At 33.9% G+C, this 15463-nt stretch carries 14 protein-coding genes; 1 reads left to right on the forward strand and 13 read right to left on the reverse strand.

All coding sequences use genetic code 11. The features are described 5' to 3' along the window. Positions 1 to 321 precede the first annotated feature (321 nt). Both rpoZ and gmk read right to left on the reverse strand, forming a co-directional pair. Positions 322 to 534, reverse strand: coding sequence for a DNA-directed RNA polymerase subunit omega (gene rpoZ / locus HMPREF2897_RS00175; protein ID WP_002446252.1), 213 nt, complete (start codon positions 532 to 534; stop codon positions 322 to 324). Beyond that, the gene (gmk, locus tag HMPREF2897_RS00180; protein ID WP_002446251.1) at positions 534 to 1157 is read right to left on the reverse strand and encodes a guanylate kinase; all 624 of its coding nucleotides are present in this window, start codon (positions 1155 to 1157) and stop codon (positions 534 to 536) included. Before gmk ends, rpoZ begins: the two co-directional genes overlap by 1 nt. 269 nt (positions 1158 to 1426) lie before the next feature. Between gmk and HMPREF2897_RS00185 the strand changes: the two genes are divergently transcribed. Further along, positions 1427 to 3124: an Rqc2 family fibronectin-binding protein gene (locus tag HMPREF2897_RS00185; protein WP_002457392.1), complete on the forward strand. Its 1698-nt coding sequence runs from the start codon at positions 1427 to 1429 to the stop codon at positions 3122 to 3124. A gap of 62 nt (positions 3125 to 3186) precedes the next feature. Here the strand turns inward: HMPREF2897_RS00185 and HMPREF2897_RS00190 are convergent, their stop codons facing one another. The 11 genes from HMPREF2897_RS00190 to HMPREF2897_RS00240 form a co-directional block, all read right to left on the reverse strand. After that, a complete protein-coding gene (locus tag HMPREF2897_RS00190) occupies positions 3187 to 3594 on the reverse strand; it encodes a VOC family protein (RefSeq protein WP_002446249.1) in 408 nt (135 codons plus the stop codon). 540 nt (positions 3595 to 4134) lie between these two features. Further along, complete coding sequence (locus HMPREF2897_RS00195; protein ID WP_002475937.1) at positions 4135 to 4341, reverse strand: hypothetical protein; 207 nt, start codon at positions 4339 to 4341, stop codon at positions 4135 to 4137. Positions 4342 to 4366: 25 nt separating this feature from the next. Further along, positions 4367 to 4978, reverse strand: coding sequence for an orotate phosphoribosyltransferase (gene pyrE / locus HMPREF2897_RS00200; RefSeq protein ID WP_002446247.1), 612 nt, complete (start codon positions 4976 to 4978; stop codon positions 4367 to 4369). Beyond that, complete coding sequence (pyrF, locus tag HMPREF2897_RS00205; protein WP_002457397.1) at positions 4979 to 5671, reverse strand: orotidine-5'-phosphate decarboxylase; 693 nt, start codon at positions 5669 to 5671, stop codon at positions 4979 to 4981. 34 nt (positions 5672 to 5705) lie between these two features. After that, on the reverse strand, positions 5706 to 8879 hold the full coding sequence (carB, locus tag HMPREF2897_RS00210) for a carbamoyl-phosphate synthase large subunit (RefSeq protein WP_070592400.1): 3174 nt from the start codon (positions 8877 to 8879) through the stop codon (positions 5706 to 5708). Continuing rightward, positions 8872 to 9972: a carbamoyl phosphate synthase small subunit gene (locus HMPREF2897_RS00215; protein ID WP_070592401.1), complete on the reverse strand. Its 1101-nt coding sequence runs from the start codon at positions 9970 to 9972 to the stop codon at positions 8872 to 8874. Before HMPREF2897_RS00215 ends, carB begins: the two co-directional genes overlap by 8 nt. After that, positions 9973 to 11250, reverse strand: a complete 1278-nt coding sequence (locus HMPREF2897_RS00220; protein ID WP_002446243.1) for a dihydroorotase — start codon at positions 11248 to 11250, stop codon at positions 9973 to 9975. Positions 11251 to 11267: 17 nt separating this feature from the next. Continuing rightward, positions 11268 to 12149: an aspartate carbamoyltransferase catalytic subunit gene (locus tag HMPREF2897_RS00225; protein ID WP_002475924.1), complete on the reverse strand. Its 882-nt coding sequence runs from the start codon at positions 12147 to 12149 to the stop codon at positions 11268 to 11270. 25 nt (positions 12150 to 12174) lie between these two features. Next, positions 12175 to 13482 (reverse strand): uracil-xanthine permease family protein, encoded by a 1308-nt coding sequence (locus tag HMPREF2897_RS00230; RefSeq protein ID WP_002446242.1) that lies wholly within the window; start codon positions 13480 to 13482, stop codon positions 12175 to 12177. 232 nt (positions 13483 to 13714) lie between these two features. Continuing rightward, positions 13715 to 14242, reverse strand: a complete 528-nt coding sequence (pyrR, locus tag HMPREF2897_RS00235; RefSeq protein WP_002446241.1) for a bifunctional pyr operon transcriptional regulator/uracil phosphoribosyltransferase PyrR — start codon at positions 14240 to 14242, stop codon at positions 13715 to 13717. 301 nt (positions 14243 to 14543) lie between these two features. After that, positions 14544 to 15461, reverse strand: a complete 918-nt coding sequence (locus HMPREF2897_RS00240) for an RluA family pseudouridine synthase (RefSeq protein ID WP_002446240.1) — start codon at positions 15459 to 15461, stop codon at positions 14544 to 14546. Positions 15462 to 15463: the final 2 nt, after the last annotated feature.

Consider the following 15463-nt stretch of genomic DNA (forward strand, 5'->3'; position numbering starts at 1 on the left):
TCATAACAGAAACTCAGACCCTGACACGTTTTATTTTAAGTATATTTTCAGGGTAGTCAATCTACTGCGAAGAGATTTAATGGCTAAAACTAGTCATTTATGTTTCAGATTCATTGACGACATATTTATAATTATTATACACAAATTAATCATTAAATTAAAAAAGTGACTATTACTAAATGTAACTTTCAAGTTGGACAAAGAATTTTAGTCAGATTTCAAGCTTGTTTTAAGCGCTATTCAACTATTTTGTATGTTACTAGTAATTAAAAAACCTAGGACAATTTTTATGTCCCAGGCTCTACCAATATAAATAAAACTTTATCCTAAATATTCTTTCGGTACAACAGGTTCTATTTTACCATCAGCAATTTCTTCTAAAGCTTTTCCAACAGGTTTAGCTGATTGGTACTGATCTAAAAGCGCTGTTTCGCGTCTTTCATCTAATTCACGTGCTCTTTTAGCCGCCGTAGTGGCAATAAGATATTTTGAATTCACCTTTGCAGTAAGTTGGTTTAACGGTGGATTTAACATTATTTTTTGACCTCCAGTAACATTTTTCTATATTTAGCTTCGATTCGCTCTCTTTTTAAATGCTCAGCTTCAACAATTGACTGAATTCGATTCTTAGCGAGTTCAACCTCGTCGTTAACTACAACGTAGTCGTATAAATTCATCATTTCTACTTCTTTTCGCGCCTCGTTCACACGGCTTTGAATCTTTTCATCTGATTCAGTTCCTCTACCAACAAGACGTTCTCTCAAGTCATCTAAACTTGGAGGCGCTAAAAATATGAACAAAGCATCTGGAAATTTCTTTCTTACTTGCTTAGCACCTTCAACTTCGATTTCTAAAAAGACGTCATGACCTTCTTCCATAGTATCCTTTACATATTGTACAGGTGTACCATAGTAATTACCTACATATTGTGCATACTCAATAAACTGGTCGTCTTTAATTAACGCCTCAAATTCTTCCTTTGTTTTGAAGAAGTAATCTACACCATCAATTTCACCTTCACGCATATGACGTGTTGTCATTGATATAGAATACTTATATGAAGTAGTTGGGTCTTCAAATATCTTTTTTCTAACAGTTCCCTTTCCAACACCTGAAGGGCCTGAAAGAACAATTAACAGTCCTTTTTCCTTATCCATGCCTTACGACCTCTCTAAGCTATTCTTCTATTATTTAAATATAATATCATATTGCTACGATATATGTATAGCCGTACTTTGTTATAGAGTCAAATTCATCTTATTTCGTCATATTTTTAATATTTTTATGCACTTCATTTCACCTTTATAAATTGCTTTAAAAATTAAGAATATTCAACTTTAAAATAATTTACAGTCTTTAATCATGACCTCTCACTTTACGCATGTTACAATATGATGAATGAAAAAGTATAAGGTGGCAGATAATTATGGCATATGATGGCTTATTTACTAAAAAAATGATTGAATCATTACAGGGTTTAGTCTCAGGCCGAATTCATAAAATAAATCAACCAGAAAATGACACAATAATTATTGTAATTAGACAAAATCGTAAAAATCATCAACTACTTCTATCGATTCATCCTAGTTTCTCTCGTTTACAATTAACTACTAAGAAATACGACAATCCATTTACACCACCAATGTTTGCAAGAGTTTTCCGTAAACACCTTGAGGGAGGCTTCATAAAAGCAATTCGACAGGTTGGTAACGATAGACGTATAGAGATTGATATCGAAAGTAAAGATGAAATTGGTGATACAATATATAGAACTATTATATTGGAAATAATGGGTAAACATAGTAACCTTATCCTTGTCGATGATCAACGTAAAATCATCGAAGGGTTTAAACATCTAACTCCTAACACAAATCAGTACAGAACCGTTATGCCTGGCTTCAAATATGAAGCACCACCAAATCAAAATAAAATCAATCCTTATGAATTAACAGGGCAAGAGGTATTAAAATATATTGACTTTAATGCTGGAAAGATTGCCAAGCAATTACTTAATATATGTGAGGGCTTTAGTCCACTAATCGCTAATGAAATTGTGAATCGTCGTCAATTTATGACTCAAGAAACATTACCTGATGCTTTTGATGAAGTCATGGCCGAAACCAAATCGGCATCTACTCCTGTCTTTCATAAAAATCATGAAACAGGTAAAGAGGATTTCTATTTCATGAAACTTAATCAATTCTATGATGATATAGTTGAGTATCATTCACTTCATGAACTATTGGATCGCTTTTATGATGCACGTGGTGAGAGAGAAAGAGTAAAACAACGTGCAAATGATTTAGTCAGATTTGTACAACAGCAACTGCAAAAACAACAAAATAAATTGAGTAAACTTATCGATGAGTATGAAAGTGCTAAAAACAAAGAAACTCAGCAATTATATGGAGAGTTGATCACAGCTAATATATATCGTATTCAACAAGGTGACGATTCTGTTATAGCGTTGAATTACTATACTGGTGAAGAAGTAAAGATTCCACTTAACCCTACAAAATCGCCATCAACTAACGCTCAATACTATTATAAACAATATAACCGTATGAAAACACGAGAGCACGAATTGACTCATCAGATTAAACTGACTAAAGAGAATATTGATTACTTTGATAATATTGAGCAACAGTTAAAGCACATTACCGTTGATGATATCGATGATATTCGCGACGAACTTGCTGAACAGGGATTCATGAAGCAAAGAAAACAGAGTAAAAAGAAAAAGCAGTCTAAAATTCAACTTCAAACGTATCATTCTACTGATGGAGATACGATATTAGTAGGTAAAAATAATAAACAAAATGATTATCTTACCAATAAAAAGGCACATAAAAATCATTTATGGTTCCATACAAAAGATATTCCAGGATCTCATGTTGTCATACTCAATGAGAGTCCAAGCGAAACAACGATTAAAGAAGCGGCAATGCTAGCTGGGTATTTCTCTAAAGCTGGTAGTTCAGCTCAAATTCCTGTAGATTATACGGAAATTAGACACGTTCATAAACCTTCTGGGGCAAAACCTGGATTCGTGACATATGACAACCAAAAGACCCTATTTGCAACACCTGATTATGATCATATTCAACAAATGAAAGAATCATAACATAAAAAAAGACAGCAGAATTGAATGCACATATCATTCAACATTCTGCTGTCCTTTTTAATCTATTTGTTTTCTGGTAAAGCAAGTTGAAAACTCACGCCAAATTTATCTTGAACCCATGCAAACTCTCTAAATGGTGGCATTTCTGTTTTAGGCATTAAAATGGCACCCTCACTTTTCAAACCATTAAATAAACGTTCCATCTCCATAGTATCCTTAACAGTGACATATAGTGACATTGCCGGATTCATAGGCAACTCTTCCCCACTATTTGCATCTATCGCCATAAATACTTGGCCATTTAACGTAAAGATGGAGTGTTGCACTGAGCCAGGCGTGCCCGGTCCTTCTTCGCCATACTTCACCATTGTAATAATTTCACTATCTTCAAATAAACTTGTGTATAATTGAATTGCTTCTTCAGCTTCATCATTAAACATTAAAAACGTCGTAATTTTTGGTATGTCCATATGCTACTCCTTCTTTTATATCGTATTCTTGTTATTTAAAAATCAATCTTACTTATTATTTTAACATGTATATACTTTCATTGTAGAATGTAGTTATATAGGATGTAAAAAATTAGAACTTTAATATAGTTTGATTCTTAATTTGATTGATAGTTCGATTAAGATTGGAGGCGTTGTTATGCTCATACATTATGGTGTACCATTATTAATATTTGCATTAGTTCTATTAATAGGATGGCTAATGACTAAGATGTTTATACGTTAATTTTGGGAAATTATTATAACCTTTGTTTTATCGTAAATGATGCGTGTAGAATTTCTTGATTTGAATATCATTATTTCAAATATGCATTGAAGGTAAAGTACAATTGTACGATGAATTAGAATACTCTCGTGATTTTTCTTCTCAGCTTATTTCCACAATTCATTCTGACTTTTTAATAAAAAATTTACTATGATTTCGCAGTTAATTCATAAAAAACACTCCAAAAGTTAATTGATTCATCACTTTTGGAGTGTTTTTACAATATCGATTTATAGTTAATGATTTAAATTTTTCTTGGCACGTTTAAAAATTTCAATTGAATGTTTAAATACTTCATCATTCATTGTTTTTGAAATATTTTCTTTACTAGAATGGTCTGATTGAGAATAAGATGGAATTCTATAATCATCTCGTCTATAAAGAAACTCATTACAATGTTTTATTAAAGTATAAAGATGATTATTATCATTGTTTTGTTCCATTAGACGCCCCCTCACCATTCATATATTACGATAAGTTATCTCGCCAATCAACTAATGTTTGGATGTCATTTAAAGAGATTTTCCCATCATCTTTCGCAACTTCTATAAGCTCATTATAATCACTTAAAGTATAAAACGGAATATGAGCCTTATTAAATGTCTCGTCTGCTTTTGCAAGACCATATGTGAATATAGCAACGACTCCAAGCACATTAGCTCCCGCTTCTTCCAATGCTTCGACAGCTGTAATCGAAGAACCTCCAGTAGAAATTAAATCCTCGACTACAACGACATTTTTATTCTCGCTTTTTGCACCTTCTATTTGGTTTTGTTTACCATGGCTTTTACTTTTTGATCTAACGTAATTCATAGGTAATTCCATTTTTTCTGAAATGTAAGCTGCATGAGGGATACCAGCAGTGGCCGTACCCGAGATAATTTCAACGTTAGAAAAATGTTCTTTAATTAATTGAATTAACCCATCTCTAATCGCATTACGCACTTCAGGGTACCCTAAAGTTATTCGATTATCACAATAAATAGGCGATTTAATTCCTGAGCTCCAAGTAAATAAATCATTTGGAGATAATGAAACTGCCTCTATGTCTAATAATGCTTTAGCAATATTTTTAGCCATTTAACTTAACCAACTTTCTTTTATTTTATGATAACTGTCAATTGGATGCTCACTTTGAGTGATAGGTCGACCTACTACGATATGTGTTGACCCCAAAGTTTTAGCTTCCTCAGGTGTTGTAATTCGTTGTTGATCATTACGAGCTGCGCCTTTCGGGCGAATACCTGGTGTCACTTTTAAAAAGTCAGAACCTAGTTCTTTAGAAATCATCTTAGCCTCAAGAGGAGAACATACGACACCGTCTAATCCAGCTTTTTTAGTAAGACGCGCATAATTTAGAACTGCCTCCTCTATAGAGGTTTGAATATTTTGTTCTTCATGTAATTGTCTTTCAGTAGTTGAAGTTAATTGAGTAACTGCAATGATTTTAATATCAGCATTATGTTTTCTTAACCCTTTTTTAGCTTCTTCCATCATTTTAATACCACCGGCAGCATGAACATTGACTAAATCAATGTCTAAACGTGCTAAGCCTTCCATTGCTTTGCTCACAGTATTAGGTATGTCATGTAATTTTAAATCTAAAAAGATATCATGACCTCTTTTTTTAATGGATTTAATTAAAGCTGGCCCTGTTTGATAAAATAACTCCATCCCAATTTTGACGCATAACGGTTCATTAAACTTATTTAAAAATGTATGAACCTCGTCTGCTGATTTAAAATCTAATGCTATAATGGGTAGATTTCTCACACTCATCTTCTCCTTTTAACTTCTATCATTAAGATTATACATTTCTCATAGTAAACGTCATGCTTTCAATGACATTTGTTAAAGCACTGGCAGTATCTAATGATGTTAAACAAGGCACACCATTTTCAACTGTTGTACGTCGAATTTGGAAACCATCTCGTTCGATTTCTTTTCCTTTTGTCATAGTATTAATGACAATTTGCACTTCTCCATTTTGAATTCGTGTCAGTAGATCATCCTCGCCACCGATTTTACCTACGACCTCAACTGGAATATTATGATCTTTTAACTTTTGTGCTGTTCCACGAGTCGCCAATATTTTGTAGCCTATTTCATTTAATCGATGTGCAATCTTGACTATTTCATCTTTATCTTTATCACTTACAGTCATCAATACTGTACCATGATCTTTCACTTCAAATCCGCTACCAGTGAGACCTTTGTATAGCGCTTTTTCAAGTGTAAGGTCTTTACCCATAACTTCACCTGTAGACTTCATCTCTGGTCCAAGCGTAATATCTACATTTTTTAATTTATTAAAACTAAATACGGGTGCTTTAACATATACGCCTTCAGAATAAGGTTGGATACCTTGCTTGTACCCCATTTCAGCAAGCGTTTCACCCATAATTGCACGCATCGCTAATTGAGCCATTTGAATATCAGTAATTTTACTTAAGAATGGTACCGTACGGCTTGAGCGCGGATTAACTTCTAACACATAGACACCGTCGTGAGCTATGACAAATTGAATGTTAATAAGACCTTTAATATTTAAACCTTTTGCCAATTTAATTGTGTAGTCTTCAAGTGTATTAATTTCGTCTTGAGTCAGTGTTTGTGGCGGATAAACTGCAATAGAATCTCCACTGTGAACACCTGCACGCTCTATATGTTCCATAATTCCTGGAATTACGACAGTCTCCCCATCTGAAATAGCATCCACTTCTATCTCTTTTCCTGTTAAATAGCGGTCTACCAATACAGGATGTTCTGGACTTGCTTTAACAGCTTGAGTCATATAATTTTCAAGCTCTTGATCATTATCAACAATCTCCATTGCACGGCCACCAAGCACGTATGAAGGACGAACTACAACCGGATAACCTATTTCTCTTGCATTTTTAAGAGCTTCTTTAGGTGATGTAGCAGTTTTCCCTTGTGGCTGAGGTACAGATATTTCACGTAATAGCGCTTCAAATTCTTTTCTATCCTCAGCTCGATTTAAATCTTCTAATGATGTTCCAAGAATTTTAACACCATGCTGTGCTAATTTATCGGCTAAGTTTATTGCTGTTTGACCACCAAATTGTACTACAACACCTTTAGGTTGTTCTAAGTTAATGATATTCATGACATCTTCTTCTGTAAGTGGTTCAAAATATAATTTGTCAGAAATTGAAAAGTCAGTAGATACAGTCTCCGGATTATTATTCACAATAATAGCTTCGTAACCAGCATTTTGAATCGCCCATACTGCATGTACAGTTGCATAATCGAATTCAACACCTTGGCCAATTCTAATTGGTCCTGAACCTAGTACTAGAATTTTCTCTTTATCAGTTACTATAGATTCATTTTCATCTTCATACGTACCATAATAGTACGGCGTTGTGGATTCAAATTCAGCTGCACATGTATCAACCATTTTATAAACTGGTTTAATATTTTGACTCATACGTAGTTGATATATATCTTTTTCTTCCATATCCCATCGATGAGCAATCACTTTGTCACTAAAGCCATAATCTTTAGCGTATTTTAAATACTCTAAATCGCCTTGATGATTTTTAAGTTCATGCTCAATATCAATAATGTTTTGGAACTTATTTAGGAAGAAATAGTCAATTTTTGTCATATTATGAAGTTCTTCAAGAGATGTTCCTCTACGAATAGCTTCTCCGATAAAGAACAATCTTTCATCATCTTGATGTCCGATACGCTCTTTAATGTAATCTAATTCATAACTTTCTCCATTTGGTAAACCTAAATGATGAACACCATATTCAAGTGAGCGAATGGCTTTCAGTAAAGATTCTTCATATGTACGACCGATTGCCATGACTTCGCCTGTCGCTTTCATTTGAGTTCCAAGTTCACGTTCACCTTTTTCGAATTTATCGAATGGGAAACGTGGAATTTTAGAAATAACATAGTCTAAAGTGGGTTCAAATGCAGCATATGAAGTTCCTGTAATAGGGTTAAGCATTTCATCTAGTGTTAAACCTACGGCAATCTTAGCGGCTAATTTTGCAATAGGATAACCCGTTGCTTTGGAAGCTAACGCTGATGAACGAGACACACGTGGGTTGACCTCAATGATGTAATAATTCAATGAATGCGGGTCAAGTGCGAGTTGCACATTACATCCACCTTCAATACCTAAAGCACGAATTACCTTTAAGGATACGTCTCGTAGCATTTGATATTCTACATCTGATAGTGTTTGACTCGGTGCAACAACGATTGAATCTCCAGTATGAATGCCTACAGGATCTATGTTCTCCATATTACATACTACGATGGCGTTATCATTTTTATCACGCATAACTTCATATTCAATTTCTTTATAACCTGCAATTGATTTTTCTATTAAACATTGTGTAGCAGGGCTATAATGCAAACCATTACTAACAACTTCTTTTAATTCAGCATCATTATGGCAAATACCACCGCCAGTACCCCCCATCGTAAATGCAGGACGTACAATTAACGGATATCCAACTTGTTCTTTAAATTCAAATGCTTGTTCTACTGTATTAACGATATCGCTTTCTGGTACAGGTACATTTAAATCATTCATTAATGTTCTAAACATTTCACGATCTTCTGCTTGTTGAATAGACTCTAGCTCTGTCCCCAACAACTTTACATTATTAGCTTTTAACACGCCACTATCATGAAGTTGAATCGCCATGTTCAACCCAGTTTGACCACCTAAAGTAGGTAATAATGCATCTGGTTGTTCTTTTCTAATAATACGAGCAATAAAATCGTGCGTTAATGGTTCTATGTACACCTTATCGGCAATTTCTTTATCTGTCATTATTGTTGCAGGATTAGAATTAACTAAAATAACTCTGTAGCCTTCTTCTTTTAATGCTAGACAAGCTTGTGTTCCTGCATAGTCAAATTCTGCAGCTTGTCCAATAATAATTGGGCCTGAACCGACTACTAAAATTGTCTGAATATCATCTCTTTTAGGCATTGATTTGACGCTCCTTTTCTTTGAAATCCTTCATCATTGTTATGAACTCATCAAATAAGTAATTAGAATCACTTGGACCTGGTCTTGCTTCAGGATGATATTGGACTGAAAACGCTGGAAGTTCTTTATGTCTTAGTCCTTCAACAGTACCATCGTTTAAAGCAATATGTGTAACTTCAAGGTCAGTATTTTTAAGCGAGTCACGGTCAATAGAATAGCCGTGATTTTGGCTCGTGATATCTATTTTACCTGTTCTTAAATCTTTAACGGGATGGTTCGCACCACGATGTCCAAATTTCATTTTGAATGAAGTTGCGCCTTGCGATAATGCAAAAAGTTGATGACCAAGGCAGATACCAAAGAATGGTATCTTTCCTAATATGCCTCTGATCATATCTAAAGCAACGTCAACTTCGTCTGGATCACCAGGGCCGTTTGATAGCATGACACCATCTGGAGACATACTTAAAATCTCTTCAGCTGACGTATCATATGGTACAACTGTGACGTTGCAACCACGTAAATTTAATTCACGAACGATATTTTGCTTTTTACCAAAGTCGAGTAAAACGACACTTAAATCGGAACCTGTTGATACATATGGTGTTTTTGTAGAAACCGTTTGAACTTCATCTATAGGTAACTCAGCAGTTTTCAACTGTTCAACAAGTTCCTGAATGTTATCTTTATTATCTGTAAATCCAGCTCTCAAAACACCATGATTTCTAATTTTACGAGTAATACTTCTAGTATCTACACCCGATATACCAGGAATATGATATTGAGCAAGTGTTTCGTGTAATGTTTTTTGGTGTCTAAAGTTACTAGGGTGTGTACTTGCTTCCTTTACTACTACCCCATTTAATTTAGGTGTTAATGATTCAAAATCATCGCGATTGATACCATAGTTTCCAATTAGTGGGTACGTAAAAGTTATGATTTGACCTGTGTAAGACGGGTCAGAGATTGTTTCTTGGTACCCCGTCATAGCAGTGTTGAATACAATTTCGCCTATAGATAAGTCATCTGACCCTAAGCGATATCCTTCGTAATAAGAGCCATCTTCCAGTACAAGATAACGTTTTTCAAGCATCTACTTTTCCTCCTCGAATACTACTTCACCTTTAAGCATTGTTAGTGTTGGATTTCCATAAACTTTTTCACCAATAAATGGAGTGTTATCAGCTTTAGATAAGAAATCTTCACTTTTGATTTCTTTTTCAGTATTTAGATCAATAATTGTTAAATCAGCGTAACTATCTTTGTGTAATTTTCCATAATTTAAGTTGAAAATAGTAGCTGGTTTAATAGTGAAATAATCAACTAATTGTTGCAGTGACCAATTACCTCGTCTTACAAAGTGTGTATAAAGTAATGGGAATGCTGTTTCACTACCTACGATACCGAAAGGTGCTTTTGTCATAGGTTGTTCTTTTTCTTCTTTAGCGTGAGGTGCATGATCCGTTGCAATACAATCAATTGTTCCATCTAATAAGCCTTCTAAAAGTGCTTCTCTATCTTCATTACTTCTTAATGGTGGATTCATTTTGTAGTTTGAATCATCACCAGGAACATCATTTTCAGTTAATAATAAATGATGTGGTGTAACTTCTGCTGTTACATGGATACCAGCTTTTTTAGCGTCTCTGATTACTCGAACACTTTCCTTAGTTGAAACATGGCACACATGATAGTGACAACCAGTTGCTTCAGCTAATAGTACATCTCTAGCAATTTGTACAGATTCAGCAATATTTGGAATACCAGGTATGCCTAATTCTTCACTACGTTTACCTTTATGCATTGCACCACCATAGATTAAGCTATTATCTTCGCAGTGTGCGACAATCGGTTTTTTAACTTTTGCAGCTTGCTTCATAGCAGCATACATCATACTTGCTGTTTGAACACCCACACCATCATCTGTAAATGCAAACACACCTTCTAGTGCTAATTTTTCAAAATCAACAAGTTCAGTACCTGCTTGTCTCTTAGTAATAGCAGCATAAGGCAACACCCTAACTTGTGCTGTTTCAGAAATTCGTTGTCTTAATTCTCTAACATGTTCAACTGTATCTGGTACAGGTCTTGTATTAGGCATAGGACATACTGTAGTAAAACCACCTCTTGCAGCGGCTTTTGTACCACTTTCAATTGTTTCTTTATGTTCACCACCTGGTTCACGTAGGTGCACATGAACATCTACAAAACCTGGAGCAATTAAATTTCCTTTTGCATCAATAACTTCAATATTTGAAGATGAAGCATTTATCTTACTACTAATTTGTTTAATACGTTTACCATCGATTAATATTTCTGTGTCTTTTAGGATACCGTTTTTTAAGATTTTTCCGTTTTTAATTAATTTCATGTAGAATTAACCCCTTTCTATTGTAAAAGCGCACTTATTACTGCCATTCTTAAATACATTCCATTTTCCATCTGCTTAAATATTCGAGACTTAGGTGCTTCAACTAGCTCACTTTTAATTTCAACACCTCTATTTACAGGAGCTGGATGCATTACAATGGCTTCCTCTTTTAATTTATCATATCTAGCCTGTGTTAAACCAAATTGTTGATGATATTCCTCAGCAGCAAAGTTAGCTTCACCTGAAATTCCATGTCTTTCATGTTGAACTCTAAGCAACATAACAATATCTACTTTATCAATGACTTCATCAATTTCAACATAAGGCGCCTCTAATGTATTATCTACCCATTCTTTTGGACTTGAGAACATTACGTTGGCACCTAATGATGTTAAACTATGATAATTACTTCTTGCGACACGAGAATTTTTAATGTCACCACATATTAGAATATTCAATCCTTCAAACGAACCATATTCTTCATATATTGTCATTATGTCTAATAAACTCTGAGTAGGATGTTGTCCACTTCCATCACCTGCATTAGCAATTGGAATATTTAATTGATTCAGTTCTTCGTAATAAGAATTTTGGGAGTGACGTATGACAAGTAAATCAACACCTATGCTTTCAAGTGTTTTACATGTGTCATAAAGTGACTCACCCTTTTTTACAGATGATGTACTTGTTTCAAAATTAATAAGTTTTAATCCTAATTTTTGTTCTGCCATCTCAAAGCTACACTTTGTTCGCGTTGAATTTTCGAAGAATAAGTTTGATACGTATTGACCGTTAAATTGAGGTAATGGTCGCTCACCAGATTTGAATTGGCAAGCAATAGTAATTAAATCATAAATTTCTGAATTAGATAAATGCTCCATTGATAATAAGTGTTCCATAAAGCGCCTCCTATAGAAATAAAGCTTAATTTATTTGGTTTTTCTCTTTTGGCAAAATTAAATTTAATATTATTCCTGAAAGTGCTGATAATGCCATTCCTTCAATTTGTAAATTGATACCTATGCCTTTTAAATTGATAAGAAGATTACCAATCCCGACAACAAGCACAACTGATGCTATAACTAAGTTGCGATTGCTTGAGAAATCTACTTGACTTTCAACAAGCATTCTTAAACCACTAGCTGCTATAATACCGAATAATAAAATTGAGACACCACCCATCACTGGCGTAGGTATTGAAGATATTAAAGCAGTGAACTTACCAATAAATGCAAGAATAATAGCTATAACTGCCGCACCACCAATTACGTAAATACTGTATATTTTGGTAATCGCTAGTACACCTATATTTTCACCATAAGTTGTACTAGGAGGCCCTCCTATCATACTTGCAAACATAGTTGAAACACCATCACCAATGATTGATTTATCTAAACCTGGATTTTCAAAGAAATTTCGTCCTACTATTTTGTTAATTACCATTTGATGACCAATATGTTCACTTACCGTCACAAACACCACGGGTATCATCACGAGAATGAGTCCTAAATGAAAAGATGGTGTGTAATCTTTAAATGGTAGATAAATATGAGGAAAATCTATCCATTTCGCTTGTGCTATTGGAGCAAATTTAACTATGCCCATGAAAATAGATACAATATATCCCACTATAATACCTATAAGTACAGGTATAAGTGATAAAAACCCTTTGAAGAATCCTTGGACGATGATTGTTACTGCTAATGTAATCAAAGCAACAATTAAGTAACTTAAGTTATACCCTTTCATCTCAGCAGAATTTTCAAACATAGCCATGTTTACTGCTGTAGGAGCTAAACTTAACCCAATAACCATTATTACTGGTCCGACAACTACTGGTGGTAACAAGTGCATTAACCAATGTGTTCCACTCAATTTAATGAAAATACCTATAATCACGTACATTAATCCACTCATAAATAATGCAACCAGCATATCTCCAAGACTATGTGTACTTAACCCTGTGATGATAGGTGTAATAAAGGCAAAACTTGATCCTAGGTAGGCAGGAATTTTTGCTTTTGTGATTAATATGTATAAAAGTGTACCAATACCTGATGCCAACAAAGCTGCTGATATAGGCAGATGTGTTAAAAATGGTACAAGTACAGTTGATCCAAACATTGCAAATAAATGTTGAAGGCTTAGAAATGCCCATTGTGCTGGTTTTGGTTTATCTTTTACATCAAGAACTGGCTGAACGGTACGCTCAAACATTTGCTCATTTTCCATGTTGATTCATTTCCTTTCATAAAAAAAGTCTCTTCACAATCAGTAGAGTGTAAAGAGACTAAAATGAAATATATCTAAGTGTAATGTTAAGTTAAGCTTTTATCATCACATTTATCAATGAAGCTTCCATTGGATATTTATAGTTTACATAATCTTTTTATAGTCATATGTTCATCTATCCATATGAATTACTTCACCTTTTTCAGTCTCTCGTACTGTTTTAAAAGGATAATTATTCAATGACGACTGCATTTCTGTCGTCAATTTCTTCTAAATAAACTGAAACAGATTCATCTCGTGCAGTAGGTATATTTTTTCCTACAAAATCTGCGCGTATAGGGAGTTCACGATGACCACGATCCACAAGTGCTGCAAGCCCTATTTTAATAGGTCTTGTATGTAATAAAATCGCATCTAATGAGGCTCTTACTGTACGTCCGGTATACAAAACATCATCAATGATAACAACCACTTTGTTATTAATATCTACATTAATATCAAAAGCGCGTTGATCAGCTTGTTGCACTACCTTATCAACGTCATCTCGAAAATGTGTAATATCGATAGTACCTGTGGGTACTAATTGTTGTTCAATTGAATTTATTTTATCTTGTATACGATGTGCTAAAAAAGCACCCCTCGTTTTAATGCCTAATAGAACTAAATCTTTGGTTCCCTTGTTATATTCTAGAATTTCATGAGCAATTCGTGTAATTGTACGTTGTATCGCTGCATCATCTAAAATAATTCGTTCAGACATTGTTTCACCTCTTTTAATATAAAAAAACTCATATCTTTAATAAAGATATGAGACAAAAAGTTAAAGAGAATAAGCAATATTCCCTATCATATTCACATTCTTAAGTTATAAACACAGCAAAAGTATTAGTAACTTAATCATCAAAATATTATTATCCTAATTATTCATATCTTCGGAGCCTCTCTGGACCCTCAATTAAAGATGACGTTTTTATATTTAAACTGTTATAAGTTTAAATCTTTTAATAGTATAAGTCAATGGCAAAGTTAGTATTTATAATAAAAAACGATGTCACATTCGTTTAAGCATCTCTACGTCTTATATCATCTAGTAATTTTTCAAAATCGTTAGGTAATGTTGCATGCTTCTCAATGTATTTATGTGTTACAGGATGTTCGAAACCAATGATACCAGCATGTAAAGCTTGTCCACCGATATCTAACGTTTTTTTTGGTCCATACTTCGGATCCCCTACAAGAGGATAACCAATATATTTCATATGTACACGAATTTGATGTGTACGCCCTGTTTCTAATTGACATTCTATCAATGTATAATCTTTAAAATGCTCTAATACATTAAAGTGTGTCACAGCTTCTTTACCGTCATCAACCACAGCCATAGCTTGTCTATCGTTTTTATTTCGACCAATTGGCGCGTCAATTGTGCCATAATCATGAGGTATATTACCATGAACTAACGCCGTGTATTTTCGTTTAACAGTTTTAGACATAAGTTGTTCAACTAAATGACGATGGGCAACATCATTTTTAGCAACCATTAATAAACCAGACGTATCTTTATCTATTCTATGAACTATGCCAGGACGTATTTCGCCATTAATTCCTGATAAATCTTTAATTTGATACATTAATCCATTTACTAATGTCCCACTATAATGGCCTGGAGATGGATGTACAACCATACCTTTTGGCTTATATACAATAGCAACATCTTCGTCTTCATAATAAATATCTAAATTTAAGTTTTCAGGTTTGATATCTGCCTCTACGACTTCTTTCTCGGTTACAACAATTTTGTCATTTAACTTGACCTTATAGTTCGATTTAATTACTTTACCATTTACCTTGACTAAACCTTCTTTAATCCAATCTTGAAGTTGACTACGTGACCAATCTTTATTTAAATCTGAAACAAGTTTATCTATACGTTGTCCAACTTGTGATTGTTCAATAATATTAAAATTATAATTTCCCATAA

This window comes from Staphylococcus sp. HMSC065D05 (assembly GCF_001813195.1).
Lineage (GTDB): Bacteria > Bacillota > Bacilli > Staphylococcales > Staphylococcaceae > Staphylococcus > Staphylococcus epidermidis.

Coding starts and splice junctions, on each gene's coding strand:
- rpoZ (WP_002446252.1), bottom strand. CDS start 534: ATGTTAAATCCACCGTTAAACCAACTTACTGCAAAGGTGAATTCAAAA.
- gmk (WP_002446251.1), bottom strand. CDS start 1,157: ATGGATAAGGAAAAAGGACTGTTAATTGTTCTTTCAGGCCCTTCAGGT.
- HMPREF2897_RS00185 (WP_002457392.1), top strand. CDS start 1,427: ATGGCATATGATGGCTTATTTACTAAAAAAATGATTGAATCATTACAG.
- HMPREF2897_RS00190 (WP_002446249.1), bottom strand. CDS start 3,594: ATGGACATACCAAAAATTACGACGTTTTTAATGTTTAATGATGAAGCT.
- HMPREF2897_RS00195 (WP_002475937.1), bottom strand. CDS start 4,341: ATGGAACAAAACAATGATAATAATCATCTTTATACTTTAATAAAACAT.
- pyrE (WP_002446247.1), bottom strand. CDS start 4,978: ATGGCTAAAAATATTGCTAAAGCATTATTAGACATAGAGGCAGTTTCA.
- carB (WP_070592400.1), bottom strand. CDS start 8,879: ATGCCTAAAAGAGATGATATTCAGACAATTTTAGTAGTCGGTTCAGGC.
- HMPREF2897_RS00215 (WP_070592401.1), bottom strand. CDS start 9,972: ATGCTTGAAAAACGTTATCTTGTACTGGAAGATGGCTCTTATTACGAA.
- HMPREF2897_RS00220 (WP_002446243.1), bottom strand. CDS start 11,250: ATGAAATTAATTAAAAACGGAAAAATCTTAAAAAACGGTATCCTAAAA.
- HMPREF2897_RS00225 (WP_002475924.1), bottom strand. CDS start 12,149: ATGGAACACTTATTATCAATGGAGCATTTATCTAATTCAGAAATTTAT.
- HMPREF2897_RS00230 (WP_002446242.1), bottom strand. CDS start 13,482: ATGGAAAATGAGCAAATGTTTGAGCGTACCGTTCAGCCAGTTCTTGAT.
- pyrR (WP_002446241.1), bottom strand. CDS start 14,242: ATGTCTGAACGAATTATTTTAGATGATGCAGCGATACAACGTACAATT.
- HMPREF2897_RS00240 (WP_002446240.1), bottom strand. CDS start 15,461: ATGGGAAATTATAATTTTAATATTATTGAACAATCACAAGTTGGACAA.